Source organism: Pseudarthrobacter sp. efr-133-R2A-89 (genome assembly GCF_030209315.1).
In the GTDB taxonomy this organism is placed as follows: domain Bacteria; phylum Actinomycetota; class Actinomycetes; order Actinomycetales; family Micrococcaceae; genus Arthrobacter.
Genome location: NZ_JARVSE010000014.1, coordinates 48159 through 67821, shown reverse-complemented (window position 1 = coordinate 67821; position 19663 = coordinate 48159). Strand labels below are relative to the sequence as shown.

The 19663-nt window shown below is 62.8% G+C and carries 15 protein-coding genes and 2 pseudogenes; 11 read left to right on the top strand and 6 right to left on the bottom strand.

Annotated features, from left to right (window positions below; genetic code table 11):
- Positions 1-196: 196 nt before the first annotated feature.
- Together QRM95_RS20615 and QRM95_RS20610 are read right to left on the bottom strand one after the other, a co-directional pair.
- The gene (locus tag QRM95_RS20615) at positions 197-1855 is read right to left on the bottom strand and encodes a thiamine pyrophosphate-binding protein (protein ID WP_285249283.1); all 1659 of its coding nucleotides are present in this window, start codon (positions 1853-1855) and stop codon (positions 197-199) included.
- 116 nt (positions 1856-1971) lie between these two features.
- Positions 1972-2475, bottom strand: a complete 504-nt coding sequence (locus QRM95_RS20610) for an Lrp/AsnC family transcriptional regulator (RefSeq protein ID WP_285249282.1) — start codon at positions 2473-2475, stop codon at positions 1972-1974.
- A 93-nt stretch (positions 2476-2568) separates the two neighbouring features.
- Here QRM95_RS20610 and hisC point away from each other — a divergent pair, with 93 nt between their 5' ends.
- Both hisC and QRM95_RS20600 read left to right on the top strand, forming a co-directional pair.
- Complete coding sequence (hisC, locus tag QRM95_RS20605; RefSeq protein ID WP_285249281.1) at positions 2569-3666, top strand: histidinol-phosphate transaminase; 1098 nt, start codon at positions 2569-2571, stop codon at positions 3664-3666.
- Positions 3667-3708: 42 nt separating this feature from the next.
- Positions 3709-5121 carry an amino acid permease gene (locus QRM95_RS20600; protein WP_285249280.1) on the top strand — a complete coding sequence of 471 codons (1413 nt, stop codon included), beginning with the start codon at positions 3709-3711 and terminating at the stop codon, positions 5119-5121.
- Positions 5122-5526: 405 nt separating this feature from the next.
- Here QRM95_RS20600 and QRM95_RS20595 read toward each other — a convergent pair whose 3' ends face one another.
- Positions 5527-7320 carry an ATP-dependent nuclease gene (locus QRM95_RS20595; RefSeq protein ID WP_285249279.1) on the bottom strand — a complete coding sequence of 598 codons (1794 nt, stop codon included), beginning with the start codon at positions 7318-7320 and terminating at the stop codon, positions 5527-5529.
- 439 nt (positions 7321-7759) lie between these two features.
- Here QRM95_RS20595 and QRM95_RS20590 point away from each other — a divergent pair, with 439 nt between their 5' ends.
- The 9 genes from QRM95_RS20590 (at position 7760) to QRM95_RS20550 (ending at position 17870) form a co-directional block, all read left to right on the top strand.
- On the top strand, positions 7760-8644 hold the full coding sequence (locus QRM95_RS20590; RefSeq protein ID WP_285249278.1) for a hypothetical protein: 885 nt from the start codon (positions 7760-7762) through the stop codon (positions 8642-8644).
- Between the two features lie 51 nt (positions 8645-8695).
- Entirely contained in the window at positions 8696-9112 is a 417-nt protein-coding gene (locus tag QRM95_RS20585; RefSeq protein WP_285249277.1) for a helicase-related protein, read from the top strand.
- A complete protein-coding gene (locus tag QRM95_RS20580; RefSeq protein WP_285249276.1) occupies positions 9106-9525 on the top strand; it encodes a hypothetical protein in 420 nt (139 codons plus the stop codon). Before QRM95_RS20585 ends, QRM95_RS20580 begins: the two co-directional genes overlap by 7 nt.
- 36 nt (positions 9526-9561) lie before the next feature.
- Entirely contained in the window at positions 9562-10230 is a 669-nt protein-coding gene (locus QRM95_RS20575) for a DUF3427 domain-containing protein (RefSeq protein ID WP_285249275.1), read from the top strand.
- Between the two features lie 421 nt (positions 10231-10651).
- On the top strand, positions 10652-11281 hold the full coding sequence (locus tag QRM95_RS20570) for a hypothetical protein (protein ID WP_285249274.1): 630 nt from the start codon (positions 10652-10654) through the stop codon (positions 11279-11281).
- A gap of 55 nt (positions 11282-11336) precedes the next feature.
- Positions 11337-14093 carry a type I restriction endonuclease subunit R gene (locus tag QRM95_RS20565; RefSeq protein ID WP_285249273.1) on the top strand — a complete coding sequence of 919 codons (2757 nt, stop codon included), beginning with the start codon at positions 11337-11339 and terminating at the stop codon, positions 14091-14093.
- Positions 14090-15361: a restriction endonuclease subunit S gene (locus QRM95_RS20560; protein ID WP_285249272.1), complete on the top strand. Its 1272-nt coding sequence runs from the start codon at positions 14090-14092 to the stop codon at positions 15359-15361. The genes QRM95_RS20565 and QRM95_RS20560 overlap by 4 nt, the downstream gene beginning before the upstream one ends.
- Before the next feature lie 139 nt (positions 15362-15500).
- Positions 15501-16985, top strand: a complete 1485-nt coding sequence (locus tag QRM95_RS20555; RefSeq protein ID WP_285249271.1) for a class I SAM-dependent DNA methyltransferase — start codon at positions 15501-15503, stop codon at positions 16983-16985.
- Positions 16986-17189: 204 nt separating this feature from the next.
- Positions 17190-17870: a hypothetical protein gene (locus QRM95_RS20550; protein WP_285249270.1), complete on the top strand. Its 681-nt coding sequence runs from the start codon at positions 17190-17192 to the stop codon at positions 17868-17870.
- A gap of 234 nt (positions 17871-18104) precedes the next feature.
- On the opposite strand, the pseudogene QRM95_RS20545 reads toward QRM95_RS20550, so the two are convergent.
- The 3 genes and pseudogenes from QRM95_RS20545 to QRM95_RS21180 all read right to left on the bottom strand — a co-directional run.
- A pseudogene (locus tag QRM95_RS20545) lies at positions 18105-18194 on the bottom strand (DeoR/GlpR family DNA-binding transcription regulator); the annotation flags it as partial.
- A 61-nt stretch (positions 18195-18255) separates the two neighbouring features.
- Positions 18256-18750 (bottom strand): GNAT family N-acetyltransferase, encoded by a 495-nt coding sequence (locus QRM95_RS20540; RefSeq protein WP_285249269.1) that lies wholly within the window; start codon positions 18748-18750, stop codon positions 18256-18258.
- A gap of 2 nt (positions 18751-18752) precedes the next feature.
- Positions 18753-19631 (bottom strand): annotated as a pseudogene (locus QRM95_RS21180) (PfkB family carbohydrate kinase).
- Between the last annotated feature and the right edge of the window lie 32 nt (positions 19632-19663).

Sequence of the window (19663 nt, the reverse complement as noted above, 5' to 3'; positions counted from 1 at the left end):
TTTGCGGGTCACGACCGAGATGTGGCTCAGCGGCCGGTCGACTTTGGCCCCACTAAGACGGGGCGGATATTAATGAAGCCGTCATGAAGACCGCGCCCCGGGCCTGGGACGGCAGGGAGAGCGGGGCCCAGACCAGCGGGCCGGCGTCATGGAGTACGACGGCGACCCGACGGCTTGTGGCGACTGGGTCTGTTGACTACCCCGCCACCGCAGCCTTCGCTGCCCGCGTCGCGTTCATCCACTCGGTCAGCCAGGGCGCTCGGACAGTGGAGGTGATCCGGCAGTCCGCCACAAACGTGCCTCGAGCGCCGGCGTCGATCCAGTCCTGCAGCGCGGAGAGGTCGGACAGGGAGCGGATCACGGCGGACTCGGCCCCCAAAGCCCGGGCAACTCCGCTGAAGTCCACCTCCGGAATCAGCATCGGCTTCTCGGTCAGGCCCTGCGAGCCGTACTGGTGGATCTCGGCACCGTAGGCGGCGTCGTTGTAGATCACCACGATCGCGCTGCGGGCGGTGCCGATCAGTGATTCGAGGTCGGACAGGCCCATCAGGAACCCGCCGTCGCCGGATGCCAGCACCAGGGTGCGGCCATCCTCCACAGCGCGGGCGGCCCCGACGGCGCTGGCCAGGCCCAGCCCGATCGACTGGAAAGCGGTGCCCACCATCACCAGGTCCTGCGGCCGCGGGATGTTCCAGTACATGGGTGCCCAGCCGATGAAGTGGCCGCCGTCCTGGACCACGGTGCGGCGCTCCGGCAGCACGGCGTCGAGGGCGGTGGCGAGGGCGCGCGGGTCCAGCCGACCGTCCACAGTTTCGGCCGAACCCAAGTCATGTCCCGGCCCCGCAGCCAGGCGCTTCGAGGCTTCCGCGCGCCAGCCGGCAACAGCAGCCTCGCCATCAATCAAAGACAACAGGCGCGTAGCAGCAGCCTTCGCATCCGCTTGAACGAATAGGTCCACCCGCGGGTTGGTCGGCTGCAGGGCGGTGTCGATCTGGATGACGGTGCTGTCGGGGCCCAGCAGGTGCCCGAACCGCATGGTGAACGGGCTCAGGCTGGCCCCGGCCACCAGGACCACGTCGGCCTCGCCCATGAGCCCCGCCGCGGTGTCGGTGCCGAAACCGCCAGCCACGCCCAGGTACCCCTCGCCATTGAGGAGGTTGATGGCAAGGGCGGTTCCGGCGGTCAGTGCGCCGAGCCGGTCGGCGAGTTCGCGGAGTTCCGGGCCGGCGCCGGCAATGTGGGCGCCCCGGCCGGCCAGGATCAGCGGCCGCCTGGCACTGGCCAGCAGGCGGGCAACCTGCCCAAGGCCGCCGTCGACGTCGTCCGTCACCTTTGGTGCCGCCGGTTCCGGAAGGTCCTCATCCGAAGCCTCGAGTGCGGCGAGGTCGTAGGGGATGGCGAGGACGACGGCGGTGCGCCGGGTGAGTGCGTATTCAACCGCCTGCCGGGTGGTGGCGCCCGCGGCGTCGCGGGTGACGGTGAAGGTTGCCGCGCCGAGGCCGGCGGCGATGGCCGCCTGGTCCACGTCCCAGGGCCGGGCGCCGGTGGTGGGGGCGTCGCCGGTGACCAGCACCACGGGGATCTGCGCCTGGACCGCCTCGGCAAGGGCGGTGAGCGCGTTGGTGTAGCCGGGGCCGTAGGTGGTGGTGCCCGCGGCCAGCCGTCCCGAGGCCCGGTAGTAAGCGTCGGCCGCGGCAATGGCGGCGCCCTCATGCCGGACGGGGGAGAAGCGGAGGCCCTGCTGCTCGGCGGCGTCCAGGAAGTAGACGTTGCCGTTGCCCATGACGCCGAAGACGTCGCTGACATAGCTGCTGAGAACCTGCGCCACGCGGCCGGAGACGGTGAGAGTAGTCATGCAGGCATCGTGTGGTCTGCATCTCACGTTTGCAATACCCCGTGATGCACCTGGGACTTTTGGCAGCAGGAGGAGCTTGCAGTGACAATTTGCGCACCTGTGGTGCGCGTCACCTGTTACTCCGAGGGGCGGGATTCCTGCTCCGACAGCCGGCTGATCAGCCCGTCATACCGGGGCGGCATGAGCTCCAGGATGGAGATGGCCGTGCTGGTCCGCTCGATCCCGTCGATCTCCAGGATCTCGTTGGTGATGCGGTAGAGGTCTGCCGTGCCGCGGGCCACCACCTTGGCCATGAGGTCCGCGTCCCCGGTGGTGGCGTGCACCTCGATGACCTCCGGGATGGCGGCGAGCCCGTTCTCCACCGAGCCGGTCCGCGTCTGGCTGATGGACAGCGAGAGGAAGGCCATCAGTTCGTAGCCCAGCGCGGCGGGGTCCAGCCTGCGGCTGAAGGAGCGGAGCGCGCCGCTGCGCTCCAGCCGTGCCAGCCGGGCGTGGACGGTGTTGCGTGCGACGCCGAGTGTCCGGGAGAGTGCCAAGGCACTGGCTTCGGGGTCCTTGTCCAGGGCAAGGATGATCCGGCCGTCGAGTGAATCGAGGGTGCGAGAGTTCGCGATGGTCATATTTTCACCACAAGTACTAGAAGTTGAGCAGAAGTCCCAAGCACCGGAGCCTACCTTGCATTGTGGTCCGGGTCACTTCCATGATCGGATTTCATGACCAGTGATCAGCTTGTTGCCGCTCCCAAAACTGCGTTGCCTACCTTGCGTGGCGCGGTGGCGGGCCTTCCGTCCTACGTCCCGGGCCGCCGCAGCCTCGGCGCGGACATCGCGGCCCTTGCCAGCAACGAAAGCCATTACGAACCCTTGCCCGCCGCCGTTGTTGCGGTGGCCGAGGCGGTGGGGAGGATGAACCGCTACCCGGACATGGCCGCCGTCGAACTCCGCGAACGGATCGCCCGGCACCTGGGTGTCACCGCCGCGGAGGTGGCGGTGGGTCCCGGCAGCGTGGGCGTCCTGCAGCAGATCATCACCGGACTGTGCGACGCCGGGGACGAGGTGGTCTTCGCGTGGCGCTCCTTCGAGGCCTACCCCATCCTGGTGGAGCTGGCCGGCGCCCGGCCGGTCCGCGTCCCGCTGGACGACGCCGAGGGCCACGACCTCGACGCCATGGCCGCCGCCGTCACCGACCGCACCAAGGTCATCCTGCTCTGTACCCCCAACAACCCCACCGGCGTGCCGATCAGCCACGACCGCCTGGAGGCCTTCCTGCAGTCCGTCCGCTCCGACGTCCTGGTGGTGATCGACGAAGCCTACGTCGAATACGCCGACGCGGGCAGCGGCCCCGATTCCCTGGCGCTCTACCACCAGTTTCCGAACGTCTGCATCCTGCGTACCTTCTCCAAGGCCTACGGGCTCGCCGGACTGCGGGTCGGGTATGCCATTGCGACGGCGGCAATCGCCGAAGGCTTGCGCCGCACCGCTCTGCCGTTCGCCGTAAGCGCGCTGGCCCAGAAGGCGGCGATCGCGTCGCTGGACGCAGGGGAGGAGATGGAAGCGCGGGTTGCGGCGGTGAAGCTGGAGCGCGCCCGGATGACCGCGGAGCTGGCAGCCCAGGGCTGGAAGCTGCAGCCGAGCCAGGGCAATTTCCTGTGGATCCGTGCCCATGACCAGCTGCTGGCGCGGCTGGTGGACGCATTCGACCGCGCGGGCATCCTGGTCCGGGCCTACCAGGGGGATGGCGTGCGGATCACCGTTGCCGACCCCGCCTCCAACAACCGCGTGCTCAGGCTTCTCGAAGCCCACGCGGTCTGAAGTTTTCTCCCCAACAGTTACCAACAACTAAGAGGAATCCCCATGGAACAACAGACAATGACGTCTGCGCGCCCCCTCGGCGCAGCCCTCAAACCTCGCCAGCTCACCATGATGGGGCTGGGCAGCGCCATCGGCGCGGGCCTCTTCATCGGCTCCGGCGCGGGCATCCAGGCCGCGGGCCCCGCCGTGCTGATCTCCTACCTCGTGGCCGGCACGCTCATCATCCTGGTGATGTGGGCGCTCGGCGAAATGGCAGCCGCCAACCCGGACAGCGGCGCCTTCTCCGTCTACACCGCCAAGGCGTACGGGCCGGTGGCGGGCGCCACCGTGGGCTGGCTCTGGTGGATCCAGCTGGTGGTGGTCATCGCCGCCGAGGCGCTCGGCGCGGCGGGCCTGCTGGCCACCATCTTCCCGGCCCTGCCGGTGTGGCTGATGGCCTTCGTGTTCATCGTGGTGCTCACCGCCGTGAACCTGACCAGTGTGAAGAACTTCGGTGAGTTCGAGTTCTGGTTCGCTCTGCTCAAGGTGGCGGCTATTGTCGGGTTCCTTCTGGTGGGCTTCGCGCTGCTCTTCGGCTTGGTGCCGGGAGTCCAGTCGCCGGGCGTGGGCAACTTCATGGGTGAGGGCTTCGCGGTCAACGGCTTCGGCGGGATTGCCACGGCGCTGTTCGTGGTGGCGTTCGCGTTCGGCGGTACCGAGATCGTGTCCGTGGCTGCAGCCGAGACAGCTGAGCCGGCCCCCAGCGTGAAGAAAGCCGTCCGGACTGTGCTGTGGCGCATCCTCGTGTTCTACATCGGCGCCATCTTCGTTATCGCGGCCGTGGTTCCCGTGGGTTCGGCTGGGCTGAAGAGCCCGTTCGCCGCTGTGCTGGACGCAGCTGGAATGCCCGGCGCGGCAACCGCTATCACGCTGGTGGCCGTCGCGGCGCTGCTCTCCGCGCTGAATGCCAACCTCTACGGTGCCTCCCGGATGGCGTACTCCCTGGCCGAGCGGGGCGAGGCACCGCGTTGGCTCGCGTCGGTGTCAAAGGCCCGGGTGCCCGTTGTCGCCGTGCTGGCCAGCGTCGCCTTCGGCGTTGTGACGGTGGTGCTGGAGCTGGCGTTCCCGGAGAAAGTCCTTCCGGTCCTGCTGAACATTGTGGGTTCGACCTGCCTGCTGGTGTGGACGTCCGCGCTCCTGGCCCAGCTCGCGCTGCGCCTCCGCGCCGATCGCGACGGGATGGCGCTTCCCCTGCGGATGCCGGGCTTCCCGTGGCTCACTTCCCTTGGCCTCCTGATCCTGGCGGCGATCTTCACAGTGGGCTTCATCGGCGAGGATTCCCGTCCCCAGCTGCTGAGCACGTTCGGTCTTGTGGGGGTTCTGGCGGTGGGGTGCTGTTTGAGTCAGCGGTCTACAAAGGGTGCGCCCGTGACCGAGGCGTCGGACCGTGACAAGCAGCCGGTACTCGTCGACTGACCAAGATGCTGTGAACCTGTTCGTGGAGGGTTCAGGGAAAACGAAGGGCGCGTGCGGCTTTGGCTGGACGCGCCTCTCTGCCTTGAGAATGTCCAGTTAGACCACTACCCGGATCAAAGCGCCCTGAGGGAAAGCTACCAAGCTCTTGTCTGACTCGAATCGGGCCAAGATCCATCTTGTATGCGGCAAGAATCGGAGGGTCGTCGACTTCAGCGGCATGACAAGCGGGCGACCCTCAACGTGGAACAACGAACGACCGACCTAGGAATTGAACGGCGAGTACGCCAGCGTCGGCACGAAGCGGGAACCTCGCGCAACGCATTTTTCGGGAGCGTCCGCTGGAGGATCCTTCTGCGGGACTTCGTCGCGGCCAACAGAGAGCATCCCCTTATCTCAAGGCCACTTTCACTCGATCCCTAGGACCGTCGCACTCGCATCCAGAAGCCGTTGGAGATGCTTTTGGGTGCGCTCGTTGCCTGGTGCCTCTACCGAGAGCGCCTCTTGAAGCCAGCCCGGACCTTTCCTCGCCGCGACCTCGGGGGCTAGTCGCTCCAGTTCTCCTTCTCGCACCAGAACGATGCCAAGGGATTCGAGGCGCGCCAACAACTCGAGGAGCGCCGCCCGCGCCTCCCCCCGAAACGCCTCGACGCCATAGGTCTTGACCTCTGCCCAGGGAGATTCACGACTGCGAGCCTGCGCAAAGAGTTCTTCACGAGTTGCCGCAGAAAACGGCTCGTCGCGGCGGTCATCAAATAGCGCTGTAATGGCGTCGAGAACGTGGCCGACGTTGACAGATTCTCGCGGGGCTCGCTGTGCAGCAGTCGCCCGATTCCATAGGACCTTGTAGGCCTCGTCCCATTCCCCGCCCATTGCGGTGACCAGGCGGCTCAGCGTTGCCTCGTTGTTTACCATGTCCAGATCGGGCGCTGCCACAACCGGAACAGCCACCGCACGCAGAGTGTTGGCAACCTTCCACATTGCATCCTTGCCGCCCGTTGGGACGAAAAGCACTTCGTTTCGAGGCAAGCCGTCCGCAGTCTGTTGAAGATGATCGAGGCTGGCGTTGAGGTAGGCGCAGTCACCTTCCGCTTCCGCCAGCATGACGACGCGATGGAACAATCCATCGAGCACGTTTGTGTACTTCAAGACGGGGTCGTGCCAGAGCTCCTGTAGGCGGTCCGAGTCCAGCTGATGAGCGTGTGTATGGCCCTCACCTCTACTTGCCCGAACGACCGACACTTGTACACCGGAATCAAGCAAGCCAGTTAGAAGACTGCGATCATGAGTGGCAATGAGAATTTGCACACCTCGCTCAACTGCGAGTGCGCCGAGTTCGGCGCCAAGAGCATGCGCCTGGGGCGGATGTAGGAAAGCTTCCGGCTCATCGAGGATGATGACGGGGTATGTAGCGGCGATGACGGGTAGTACTTGACCGAAAAACCCGCGCATCCCGTCGCCTTGTTCATCGAGCGGACTCAGCGCAGCCATTGCTGCGCGGTATGCAGGCGGAATGTCATCAATCGGGGGCGCGGGAGAGTCAACTTCTCCTACGCGCAGTCGCACGGTTCGCCCAAGCGTGTCGAGGGTGAGGGGCTTTCCAAACACCGATAGGGAAGTCCCATTGATCCGGTCGCGCAGCTCGCGAGAATCTTGCAGGGTGTGGATGGGGTGGACCGCGGGGTCATCGCCCGCTTCACGCATCTCCGCGGATCCCCCGACCGAGAACCTCCCGGCAGCATTGCCGTAGAACGTGAAGAAGGAGGCGAGCTCCCCAACACCATGTTGGGGTTGGCTCCACAAATAGGCCAGGGTATTAGGGTCATGGAGGCCACCGTTACGCGAGAAACCCATGCTCGTGCCGTTAGTGACGAAGGGAGTGCCGGAGCCAATCCACGCAATCATGTCAGCGTCGTTGCCCTGCGCGGTCAGACAGACAGAATCCACGGAAATCATCGGGGGGCGAGGCTGTGAAGGGTGGTGTCCAATCCATTGATGAAGCTCGCGCAAGATAGTCGACTTACCGGCGTTGTTCGAGCCAACGATGACTGTGACCCCGGAGGCCTGCGGCCGAATGACATCGCCGCCTTTAAGTGTGATCTGCTCGATTCCAAAACGGAACTGGCTCGCAGTTCCTGTCGCCCATCCGGGATGATTAGTTGCATAAAGAGCCGCGATGCTCTCGGTATCCACGCGCTGCATTGCAAAATCATCTCAGACCGGCGGGCTGAGAGTTCGCCAACCGAAGAGGGTCACCGGGCGTTCCTTACTTAAGTTTGGCGCTTTGATGTTCTGCGACCCCCAGCACGACTGCCGCAGTAGTTTGAAAGCGTCTCCGTTGGCCGACCCCTCACAAGCCTGTTTCAGACCACGATCTCTGGATAAGGCCAGTCTGTGTGGATGACTATCAGCTTCTGGTCCTCGGCTAGTATTGCACGCACGTTTTCCAGTGCTTTCTCATAGTTATCGCCATCCGCGCGAGGAATTCGCAGCCGCCTCCAGCCATGGCAACGGTGCCTGTAATGATCACAGCGCGAGTCAAGTAGTCCCTTCGGCGTCCGCTCCGACCGCCCTCGCTGATGGGCATCAAAACAGCAGCCCTACCCGCTGTAGTCTCCTAGGTACTGGAGGAATCAAAGGGGTGGCTGAAGTGCACGACGCAATAGATCGAAACGAAGTGACTGTGGAAGCGTCTGACGTTTTCAAGGGCTACGAAGCGAATGGCTCGGCCTGGCTGGATCAGCGAAGGGCTGAGGGCTTCTGGTGCGGATCTTGCCTCACCCCGGTCTATTTTGTGCGCGGTGCCTTGGGGGCTCAGGGTCGTGCAGCGCACTTTAAAATCAGCAAAAAGACGCCCCACACCGAGGATGCTTGCGGGACGGCGGCAGGATCGAGCAGCAACATCAAAAACACCGGCAACGTTCAGCAGCAACCAGGAGTCATGAATACGGGCGAGGTTCTAGCGATCACTTATGCACTACCTCGGCCGCTTGGTTATGCGGGCACTGCTTCGGCTGCCCCCGGTAGCGGGGCGCCCTCGGGCAATACGGCCACCCAGTACGTTCCTGGCGGTGGGCCTGCCAACAATCAGGCCAGTACAGGGCTGCGCGCCAGCCTTAGTAGTTTGCGCAGCGTGCCTAGCTTCCCTGACCCAAACCTATGGCTGCAGGTTACCGGCCGTGGCAGAGTGCCGGCCACGGACTATTTTCGCCATTTCAGCGCAGCTACCCATGCTGATGCCGCCAATCTCCAGGGAGAGCAGCATTCGGCACTCAGGGCCTACTGGGGCACGATTCAGTATGCGCAGGAGTCCGGGAGTCTTTTCCTTACCGGCGCCGGAATGTCGGTCATGGTCCTGCCCAAGGACATCGAACCGCTTAGAGCGGCCTTCAAGATCACTGACTGGATGGAATTGAAGGATTGGGACGTGCTTGCTGAGGGCCGCCTAACTACCAGTGTGCAGAACTCGCTCTATGTGAGGGTGGCAGAGCTGAACAAGTTAGTGCTGCTGCCGCCCAAAAAATAGCGCCCATGATCCGGGCTTAATAAGCGTGTTCAACGTAGACCTAGGATTGAAGTGGAAGCGCGGCAATACGACGCCGCCCAGCTGAGCTCTCTCTATACGGTTAACGACGCCTGCTCCGCCAAGATAATCCGCAAACTCAGTGACAAGGTCACCAGCACCGACCAGATGCGGGCCATCGGCTTCCGCGTCTCCGTCCAGCACGCCCTCTACATGGCCGAGGTGTTCAACCGAGCCGGCATCGCGTCCGTCGCAGTCGACGGCACCGCTGACAATGCTGACCGCGAGGTAGCCCTCCGGCGCTTGGGGCAACGGGAGATCAATTGCATCTTCGCCGTCGACCTTTTCAATGAAGGCCTGGACCTGCCGCAGGTGGACACCATCCTGCTGCTCCGGCCCACGCAGAGTGCCACCGTCTTCCTCCAGCAGCTCGGTCGCGGGCTCCGGCGGGCCGAGGCAAAGCGGTGCTGACGGTCCTGGACTTCATCGGCCAGCAGCGCCGTGAGTTCCGCTTTGATCTGCGCTACCGCGCGCTGACCGGCTACGGCCGAAAGGAGCTGGAGAAGGCTGTCGAGGACGAGTTCCCTTATCTGCCGTCCGGTTCGCAGATCGTTCTGGACCGGGTGGCGCAGAAGGTGGTGCTGGACAACATCAAGGCACAGCTGCGATTCAATCGGGCACGGCTGGTCCGGGACATCGCCTCGTACGCCGAGACCGAGCTGGAGGCCTATCTGGAGCGGTCGGGGAATGAGGTGAAGACGATCTACCGCTCCACCAAGGACTCGTGGACCGGCTACCTCCGGCAGGCAGGGCTGATCGAGGGGCTCTCACCCCTGGAGACCGTGCTTCGCGGAAAGATCGAGGAGCTGTCGGATGCGGAGTAAAAGAAGCTGCTGGGCCGCATAGCCGCACTGATTCATGTGGACGATCCGGAACGTGCCGCTGCCTATTCGATGCTGGTTGCTCCCGACGCGCCCCGCTACGCGGAGCTCGGCATGCGCGAGCAGGCTTTTGCACGCATGCTGTTTTACACGCTGTGGGACGACGGCGGCGGATTCAGAACGTACGACGACGGGCTGGACCACCTGCGCGGCTACCAGTTTGTGTGCCGCGAGATCCGCCAGGTGGTGAAGCTGGGAGTGGCGGCATCGAAACATGCAGCGAAGAGCCTTGGCGCAGGTTTGCAGCACATTCCGCTGTTCTCACATGCCACGTACCGGCGCGAGGAAGTACTGGCGGCACCGCAGTACGGCTCGCTGGAACAGGGCAAGAACGTCCAGCACCGGGAAGGCGTTGCCTGGTGCCCGGCGACGTCCACAGACGCCTTCTTCGTCTCACTCAACAAGGATGACAAGAAGCACTCGGCGACCACGATGTACAAGGACTACGCCATCAGTCCTGAACTGTTCCACTGGGAATCGCAGAACGCTACCTCGCCTGGCAGCCCGACGGGGGCGCCGATATCTGGACCCGACATCGCATGGGTCAAAGATTCTGATCTTCGCGAGGGATACAGCCGACGACGAGACCGGGCTGACAGTTCCGTACACCTGCCTGGGGCAGGTGGACTACGTGCAGCACAAGGGTGAGAAGCCGATCGCCATTACCTGGAAGCTGCACCGACCGATGCCGGCGGACGTGTACGCGATGGCGGCGGCGTGAAGCATCGGTTGAGCTCTCCCACGAATAGATATGATGGACGAAATCGGCTCCGACTAGAAGAAGGTGATCTCGCTTGCACGGCTCGTTGAGGAACAAGGGCGACGACGTGGAGTTCCGTCACGGAATAACGTCTGCGAATCAAGGGAAAAAATGAAAGTAGTTGGCCGAGTGGGGGAACCGCCAACTACCTGGGAGCCTCACCGTGGTTGGTTGCTAGCCGAACGAGGCGCCTATACTCTTACGGTCGGAGCGTCACTGTCGGTACCTGTTGTTGCTCTCACTGCCGGAGATCCGGTCTCTATCCCTCTGTCGCTATTCTCTCTGGCAGTGACTTGCTTTGGGGCTGGCGTGGCGGTGACCATCTACCGCATTCAGTCTAAAAAGGCCTACTCAGATAAGCTCGCGCAGACCAAATTGCTTGGTGCCATCGGCAATGCATCGGAGCGTGCAGCATCGCACTCGGAAGCTGCCGCCGTAAGTTCGTTGAAGGCTGAACAGTTTCTCGAACAGATGCAGTCGGCCAGAGCTGCTTCAAATCTTCCTGCTCCGGAAGAGTTATCAGGAGACCCGACCGATCCTGAGTTGGCCTTGCCGGAGCCATCGACCGACGAGCCGGTAGCTGACGACGATCGACTTGAGGAAAAAGACGGCGAGTACCGGCGACCAGCCGCCGTGCCGCTGGGAGTCTTGGCGGATCTTGTTCAGTGGTGGCGTGGTCCGGGTGGTTCCAGCGGCAAATGGAATGTAGGAAACCTGGTTGGAGCGTATAGGCCTTACAACAAAGCCGGCAACCTTCAAGGTGTTCCGTGGATTCTTACCTTTCGACGCTCGAATGGGGAGCTGACCGAGTACCGAATCTCTTACAGTGGTCGGAAGCGACTCGATCAACCGAGCGCGACCCCTAGCGTCTCCAGGTATTCTGCGGACGAAAAGAAGTGGATTGACGGGGAGCCGGCAATCATGGCGGAATCCCGTTGAAACAGGTTGTGGTGGACTTTCGTTTTGGAATGACCTCTGCGAGTAAGGGCAAGAAGTGACCGATGATGATGCCAGTCGGCTAGCAGCGGAAGCCCGCGCACGGGCACTGATTGATCGTCAGCTCGACGCTGCTGGATGGAGGGTTCAGAACAAGAAAGCGATGAATCTGTTCGCAGCCCGGGGTGTAGCCGTACGCGAGATCACGCTCAAGCCCGGTCATGGGCGCGTGGACTATCTGCTCTACGTCGATCAAAAGGTTGTCGGTGTCATTGAGGCGAAGCCCGAGGGTACGCCGCTTTCCGGTGTCGAGTGGCAGTCGAGCAAATATGCCGAAGGCTTGCCTGCCGATGTGAAGCTCGCCGCCCTCACGAAGGACGGACGACTGCCGTTTGTGTTCGAGGCATCGGGCACCGAGACACACTTTACCAATGGCTACGACCCCGACCCGCGTGCGCGCCGGATCTTCAACTTCCCCAAGGCTTCGGCTCTGGCAGGTGTCCTCGAGCTCCGCGACGATGTGCATCCGACCTGGCGTGGCAAGGTCCGTGATCTTCCGACCCTGGACACCAAGCCGCTACGCCCGGCGCAGATCGAAGCGATCACCGGCGTCGAAACTTGCCTGCGTGAGCAGCGCTTCGACCGAAGCCTCGTGCAGATGGCCACCGGGGCAGGCAAGACCTACACCGCTGTTACCCTCGCATATCGGCTGCTCAAGCACGCTGGCTTCAACCGCATACTGTTCCTGGTCGACCGCAACAATCTGGGCAAACAGACGATGGCCGAGTTCGAAAATTACCAGACCCCGGACGACGGCCGGAGGTTCACCGAACTCTACAACGTCAATCGGCTGAGGCGTGGGCCGATGCCTGAGGCCACTAGCGTTGCAATTTCGACCATCCAGCGCGTCTTCAAGGCTCTTCGCAACGAGGAGACCGGCGACACGGACGACCCCGAGCTCGACGGCTGGGTCCCCGATCTGCCGGTGACGGTCGCGTACAACGATGACCTACCCCCCGAGACCTTCGATCTAATCATCGTCGATGAGGCACATCGGTCGATCTACGGCCAATGGCGAGGGGTGCTGGAATACTTCGACGCCCACGTAGTGGGACTCACCGCCACCCCGGGTAAGCAGACCTTCGGATTCTTCAAGCAGAACCTCGTATCCGAATACACCTACCCGCAGTCCGTGGCTGACAACGTCAACGTCGACTTCGACATCTTCCGGATTAAGACCAGGATTACCGAGCAGGGCTCTACAGTGGAGGCGGGCACTGTGGTGCCGAAAGTCGATCGACGCACTCGAGTCCAGCGCTACGAAGCGCTCGACGAGGACCTGGACTATGGCAAGGGCCAGCTGGATCGGGCGGTTACGGCGACTGACCAGATCCGCACGGTATTAGCAACGTTCCGCGATACTCTGTTCACTAAAGTCTTCCCCGACCGTTCGGTCGTGCCGAAGACGCTGATCTTCGCCAAGGACGATGCCCACGCCGAGGAGATCGTCACTCAGGTCCGCGAGGTGTTTGGCAGAGGCAACGACTTCGCCGCGAAAATCACCTACAACGCCCGCAACGCCGACCAGCAGCTCGCAGCTTTCCGCACCAGCGCGGCGCTGCGGATCGCCGTCACTGTCGACATGATCGCTACCGGCACCGATGTGAAGCCTTTGGAGTGCGTCTTCTTCATGCGAGATGTACGGTCGCCGCAGTACTTCGAGCAGATGAAGGGCCGTGGTGCCCGCACCATTCCCGACGCCGACTTTCAGGCAGTCACCCCTGACGCAAAGGAGAAGGTCCGTTTTGTGCTCATCGATGCCGTAGGAGTTACCGAGCACGACTTCGTTGAGCCTCCGCTCAACCGTGTGAAGTCGATCAACCTGCAGAAGTTGCTCGACAAAGTAGCCAACCTCACGATCACCGAGGATGAGACCGCGACCCTCGCTTCGCGCCTGGCCGCTCTGGAAGCGCAGGTCACGGACGACGAACGCGCCGAGCTGGACGCCGTAGCCGGAGGTCCTTTGCGTAACCTGGTCCGTGTCCTCGTGGACGCGGTCGATCCGGATGCCCAGGCCAAGGTTATCGAAGGTGCGGAGGACCCGGCCGAGGCCCGGCAGCAGCTACTCATCGACGCCGTCAAGCCGCTTGCATCCAATCCAGAATTGCGAGCACGCATCCTCGAGCTGCGGCGTGCTCACGATCGCATCGTCGATGAGGTGTCGGCTGACGTGCTGCTCGATGCCTACGGCGTCGTGGACACTGGAAAAGCCAAATCGGTCGTCGAGTCGTGGCGTGCTTATCTCGACGAGCACCGTGCCGAGATCACCGCTATCCAGCTACTCGCAGAGGCAGGTGAGCGCCGGATCTCATTCGACGACATCAAGGAACTCGCTGATCGGATAGCGAGACCGCCGCATAACTGGACCCCTGACATCATCTGGAATGCCTACGTTGCGCTCGACACGAATCGTTACCCGTCGCTGAGCACGCACCGCACTTTGACCGATCTCGTCTCACTGATCCGATTTACGATCGGCGGGGATGACCAGCTCGTGCCGTACGCCGAACGTGTGGCGGAGAAATATGCCGGGTGGCTCGCCCAGCAGAAGCAGGCGGGCCTAACGTTCTCGTCCGCCGAAAGGTGGTGGCTCGATCGGATGGTCCAAGTCATCGCATCCTCGGCCGGCTTGAGCCCCGCGGACCTAGACAACCCACCCTTCATTGAAAATGGCGGCACCGACGGAGCCATCCGCGACCTCGGCGACCGTGCTGCGGTCCTCATAGCCGAACTGAACACGGAGCTGACTGCATGACGGCCCTTCCTGCCGGATGGGACGCAATGTCCGTGGGCGATGTTCTGGGGCTTAAGTACGGCAAAGCCTTAGATCCAGCACTTCGCGATCCCACGGGTCCCGTCCCGGTCGTCGGCTCGGCCGGTCGCATGACCGGGACGCATCAACCGCTCATCAATGAACCGGTCGTTCTGATTGGCCGCAAGGGAAATGTCGGAGCTGTCCAGCTTGAGTCGCATGGTTGCTGGCCGATCGACACCACTTACTATGCGCCGATCCCTGAGCGGTTTGTGCCGAAGTTCCTGCTGCACCAGTTGGTTGCGCTCGACATGAAGAAGCTTGACAGTTCGACCACAACGCCGAGCCTCCGTAAACAGGACCTCGAAGCCCAGACCCTGGCTGTGCCTCCTCGCGACGAACAGCACCGCATTGTCAATATCCTCGAAGACCACCTCTCCCGTCTGGACGCCGCCGAGCACTGGCTTTCAGTTTGTGGCCGTTCGACCACGGCATTGGTTAGGTCTGCGCTGTTCCAGGGTCTGCGCGGGACGCTCGTCAAGAATGACCTCGGTGAGGGGACCGCGGAAGATGCTCTAGGATTCCGGCCAGGCTTCGCGACCCGCGAGGGTGATCGGGTGTGGGCGGTCCCGGATGGATGGCTGTGGACGCGACTCGGTGATGTCTTCGAGGTGAACATCGGCGCGACGCCCTCGCGTGGCGACGCATCGTTCTGGGCAGGAGACGTGCCGTGGGTCTCGAGTGGCGAGGTCGCCTTCTCTCGGATTGACCAGACGCGGGAGCACATCACTCGCGAAGCGGCGGGCAATCCCGCCAAACGTATCCATCCGCCCGGCACTGTGATGCTCGCGATGATCGGCGAGGGCAAGACACGTGGCCAAGCGGCGATCCTGGACATAGAGGCCGCTCACAACCAGAACTGCGCCTCCATCAGAGTGTCGGCAACGAGGGTGCTGCCCGAGTACGTCTATGGGTACTTGGAGGAGCGATATCTTGAAACTCGTCGGGGCGGCGCGGGCGGCGTTCAACAGGCATTGAACAAAGCTGCGATTCAGCGCTTCCCCATCCCGATCCCGCCACTCACTACTCAGCGGAGCCTTGTTGCGGCTTGGGATGATGTCCGGTCGTCTGCGGCACGTCTTGAGAGTAATATGTTGCGTGCTTCTCAGCAATCTTCATCACTCCGCCGCACACTGCTGGCGGCCGCGTTCTCGGGGCGACTAACCGATGGGCCCGATTTGCCAGAGGTGGGGAAGACGAACGACGAGTGACCATTCACACCTAGCGAGTGAGACCCGATGTGTCGCCGCCCGACCATATCAGGGCTCCAGATGCCTGCTTTGAGCGGGCTGGGACTCGGAATGACGCGCGCCTCTAAAACTTTCCCTTCTCTACTGAAAGGCTTGCCACGTGTCTGAATCGAACCGTCTCGTCGCAAAGCTTGTCGCCGGAAGCAACGTACTCCGCGACTCCGGCGTCAACATGTACGAGTACACGGAGCAGCTGACTTATTTGCTGTTCCTCAAGATGGCTGAAGAGCGGGCCACCCGGCCACTGAATGCTGAGCGCGTGGTGCCCGAGGAGTATTCGTGGCATCGGCTGAGGGGACTGTCTGGAGAGGATCTGGAGGACGCCTATAACCACATCCTGCGAGGCCTTGCCAGTCAGCCCGGCGTTCTCGGCGCTATCTATCGAGGAGCGCAGAACAAGATCTCCAACCCGTCGCACCTCAAAACTCTTATTGTCGATTACATCGACAAGGAAAACTGGTCCGCCGCCGGTGCAGACATCAACGGCGACGCCTATGAGGAATTGCTGGAACGCTCCGCGGGCGACACCAAGTCGACCGCTGGCCAGTACTTCACACCGCGAGCCCTTATTCAGGCGATCGTCGACTTGATCCAACCCACTGTCGCTGACCGGGTGGTGGACCCGGCCTGTGGAACGGGCGGGTTCCTGCTCGCGGCTCATGCGTACGCCACGCGCGAGGCGGGAAACCTGACTCCACCCGAGCGCGAGCACCTGCGGACTAAGTTTGTCCACGGTGTTGACATCGGGGCTACTACCTCACGCCTCGCTTCAATGAACCTTCTGCTGCACGGTCTTGGATCAATCACAGGGGAGTCGCTCATATCCAGCAAAGACTCCTTGATCACGGACCCGGGCGAGCGTTGGAGCGTTGTGCTGGCCAATCCGCCTTTTGGTCGAGGCTCTTCCTCGGACATTGGGGGTGAGGACGCGGACGGTGCAGAGATTTACCGCCAGGACTTCGTAGTCACGTCGTCGAACAAGCAGCTCAACTTCCTGCAGCACATCATGACGATCCTCGACATCAATGGTCGGGCCGCAGTCGTCCTGCCGGACAATGTCCTATTCGAGGGAGGCGCTGGGGAAACCCTGCGCCGCAAGCTATTGTCGGCATTCGACTTCCACACATTGCTGCGCCTGCCGACTGGAATTTTCTACAAGCCGGGTGTGAAGGCCAACGTGCTGTTTTTCGACAAGAAGCCTGCTGCCGAGAAGCCATGGACACAGAGGCTCTGGGTTTACGACCTTCGGACCAACAAGCACTTCACCCTCAAGAAGAACCCGCTCCGCCGAAGCGACCTTGACGGCTTCGTCGATGCCTACCGACCCGGCAAACCGCGCGACGAACGGGTCGAGTTCGACCGATGGAAATCATTCACCTTCGATGAGTTGATCGGCCGTGACAGGGTCAACCTCGACATCAGCTGGTTGCGCGACGATTCACTGGAGGACACCGACAGCCTTCCCGCACCGGAGATTATCGCGCGCGAGATCGTGGAGGACCTCACTGCCGCGCTCGTGGAGTTCGAAGCGGTCGCTACTGCACTAGAGATGCGCACGCTGGTTGCAGCCGATGACATCGAATAATCGCGCTATTCGTTGTTCGGCATAACCAGGGAGGGCACCGCGTTGCATCGTCGCCTTCATAGCCCCAGCAGGCATATAACCGGTGCTATGTCACGGCAGCGGTTGAGGTTCGGGTGCACGTGCGCTACCGAGTGAGAAGACGTGCTCAGCGAGGGCCATCACTCAGATTGAGTACCTTCGGCAAGCAATGTATACCCTCGATACATGTCTGTGGATTCTAACTTACCGGCCGCTATTCGGGCCGCAAGCTCACTTGCCAGTGGTCTTGTCAACCCCTCCCTGCTAGTAACCCTTCACCGCGACATAGAAAAACTTGAGGGCAAGGACGGCAAACCGCTCGGACGTTCTTCGAAGCAATACGCGCTTCGATGGGGGATTTTTACGACGACGTATGCGGCTGTCGAAGGCTTCTTTAATGAAGCGCTCTCGCTCGGCTCTGATCGGACGCGTCACCTGCCACTGAACCCGGACAAACTGCGGCAGGCCGGGCAGCGAGCCGGAGTCCAGCTTTTCACAAACGAATGGGGCATTCGCACCAGGACGCCTGGCAGGACTGGGAGCAGCCGATCCCGTTGGAGGGTCTATAGCGGGACGCAAGAACTGCAGGCATACCTCGCTGATATGAAGAATCTTCGCAACATCCTAAGCCACGGGGGAGACCCGCAGCTGACATCGAACGCCTCCGGCGCGCTTTGGCCTCTTGCCGGCGGGAAGTACTCAATGCGGCTTATGGGAGCCGAGGGCTTTATTCAAGCCTCCTGCGATCTAGCGGCGCAGACTGTACTTGCCTTCGGTGGACGAGCCAGCGATTTCCCCCATTGGCCCGAGCCCGAACGCTCTGGGCTTTCCGCAGAGCGCCGTCCTTCCTTGAAGCTGCTGCCCTGATGAGAGCCAGACGTTCTATCTACGCAAACTATTGTTGTAGAGTGCGTAGGCGTCTCGTAGACATCTCCCAGACGAGACGAGCCCCGTCCAAGGGCATTGCGGAGGTGAACTGGCCTCGGAATGTTATCCCAGAGGTTCCAGAGTTGTGTTGGGGTTGCTTGACTGCCCGAGCGTCCAACGTGGCGTCTTCGGGCTGCGACGAGCCTCGTCACGAACTTAGACGCCGTCACCTCTGAACTTGGCGGACAGCTTCTCAACGGAGGCCAGACCGGTGGTCACGGCAAGGTGGTAGATCTCCTCGCGCCGCGCGTTTGCGGTGAGCATTCACGATCTGCTTCCGGTGGCGGTCGTACCCCCTTCAAGTTCTGAGGGTGGTTAAACGGGCTCAACAATGGAGTTGACGCCGGAGCACCCACAGCAGCACGGCCTCGCCTGGGACGTACCAGTCCCGCTCCGGCGCCCGGCAGAAGCTCAGAGACTCGTATAGGCGTTGGGCGCGTTCCATGAACGTGGCGCTGGTGATGCTGATCGCCTCGATGCCGGGCAGCTGCCGGGCGTGCTCCACGATCTCCCGCACCACGGCCCGGCCCACGTTGCCGCCCTGATGCGCCGGGTCCACGGCCAGCATCCGGAACTCCAGCTCTCCGTCTCGCGCGATCTCGCTGTACGGCTGGCCGTCAAACGTTAAAGTCACCGCCGCCACCACTTGCCCCGCGGCCTCTGCCACCCATACCTGGGCACGCTCGGCCCGGTGCTCAACATCCTCCAGCACGCTCATGTTTGGGTGGTCGGCGGCGAAATGGCCGGCCCGGAGGTAGACCTCGCGGGTGATGCGCCGGACCTCGGGGAAGTCGGCCGGCACCGCTCGGCGGAACTGCACAGTTACGAGGAAGCGCCCGAATCAGTAGTAGTCCGCCCGACGTAGTGGCCCAGCTGTGCCAAATCCGGCTGAGACGAAGGATCGCCCACGGCATCAGCGCCCACTGCGTTCGCAACAGAAAGCGCCGCGGCGTAATCAAGTCCCGACCGGAGTGTGCCAGCACCAGGACGGCGCAGAACGTGTCACCCGCGCCGACGGTGTTCGCCACCGTCACCGCAACGGACGGCGCCTGGGCGATCTTCCGGCCATGCTCGAACATCGCCCAGCCGTTCTTGCCGTTTGCCGTACGTTACCGCCACGAGTTTTGACCTAAGCGAGGGCGGGGATCAGGGCGTACTCGCTCTCGTTGACGTCACGAGGTCGCCCCGCTCCAGCAGTTCCGCCGGCAGTTCCATAGCCGGCGCCGCGTTCATCACGAAGATGCCTTTCGTCCGCTGTGCTGCCTCCTCCACCACAGGAAGGCCGATCTCCAGTTGGCACAGCACCGTTTCGTCCGGGCCGAACTCCACCCCTCCAAGCGAGACGTGCGAGTTGGCGCCTGGACACACCACGATCTGGTTCTCACCGTCGCGGTCCACCACGATCAGCGCCGTCCCAGTCGGCTCGGGCAGGACGGCAACATCTGAGGTATCAACGCCGGCGCTAACCAGGGCGTCCAGCATCCGCTGCCCGGACGCGTCCCCGCCGACGCCGACCATCCGGGCACGGCCGCCGCCCAGCCTGGCAGCGGCCGCCGCCTGATTTGCGCCCTTGCCGCCGGGCTGCTCGTACAGGACCGCGCCGCCGATAGTTTCGCCCGCCGTCGGCAGCCGCTCGGCGGTGGCGATCAGGTCCAGGTTGATGCTGCCGACCACGGTGACGGCAGGAAGTGAAGTGTTCAAGGGAAACTCTCTCAGGCGGAGGGCCGGAAGCG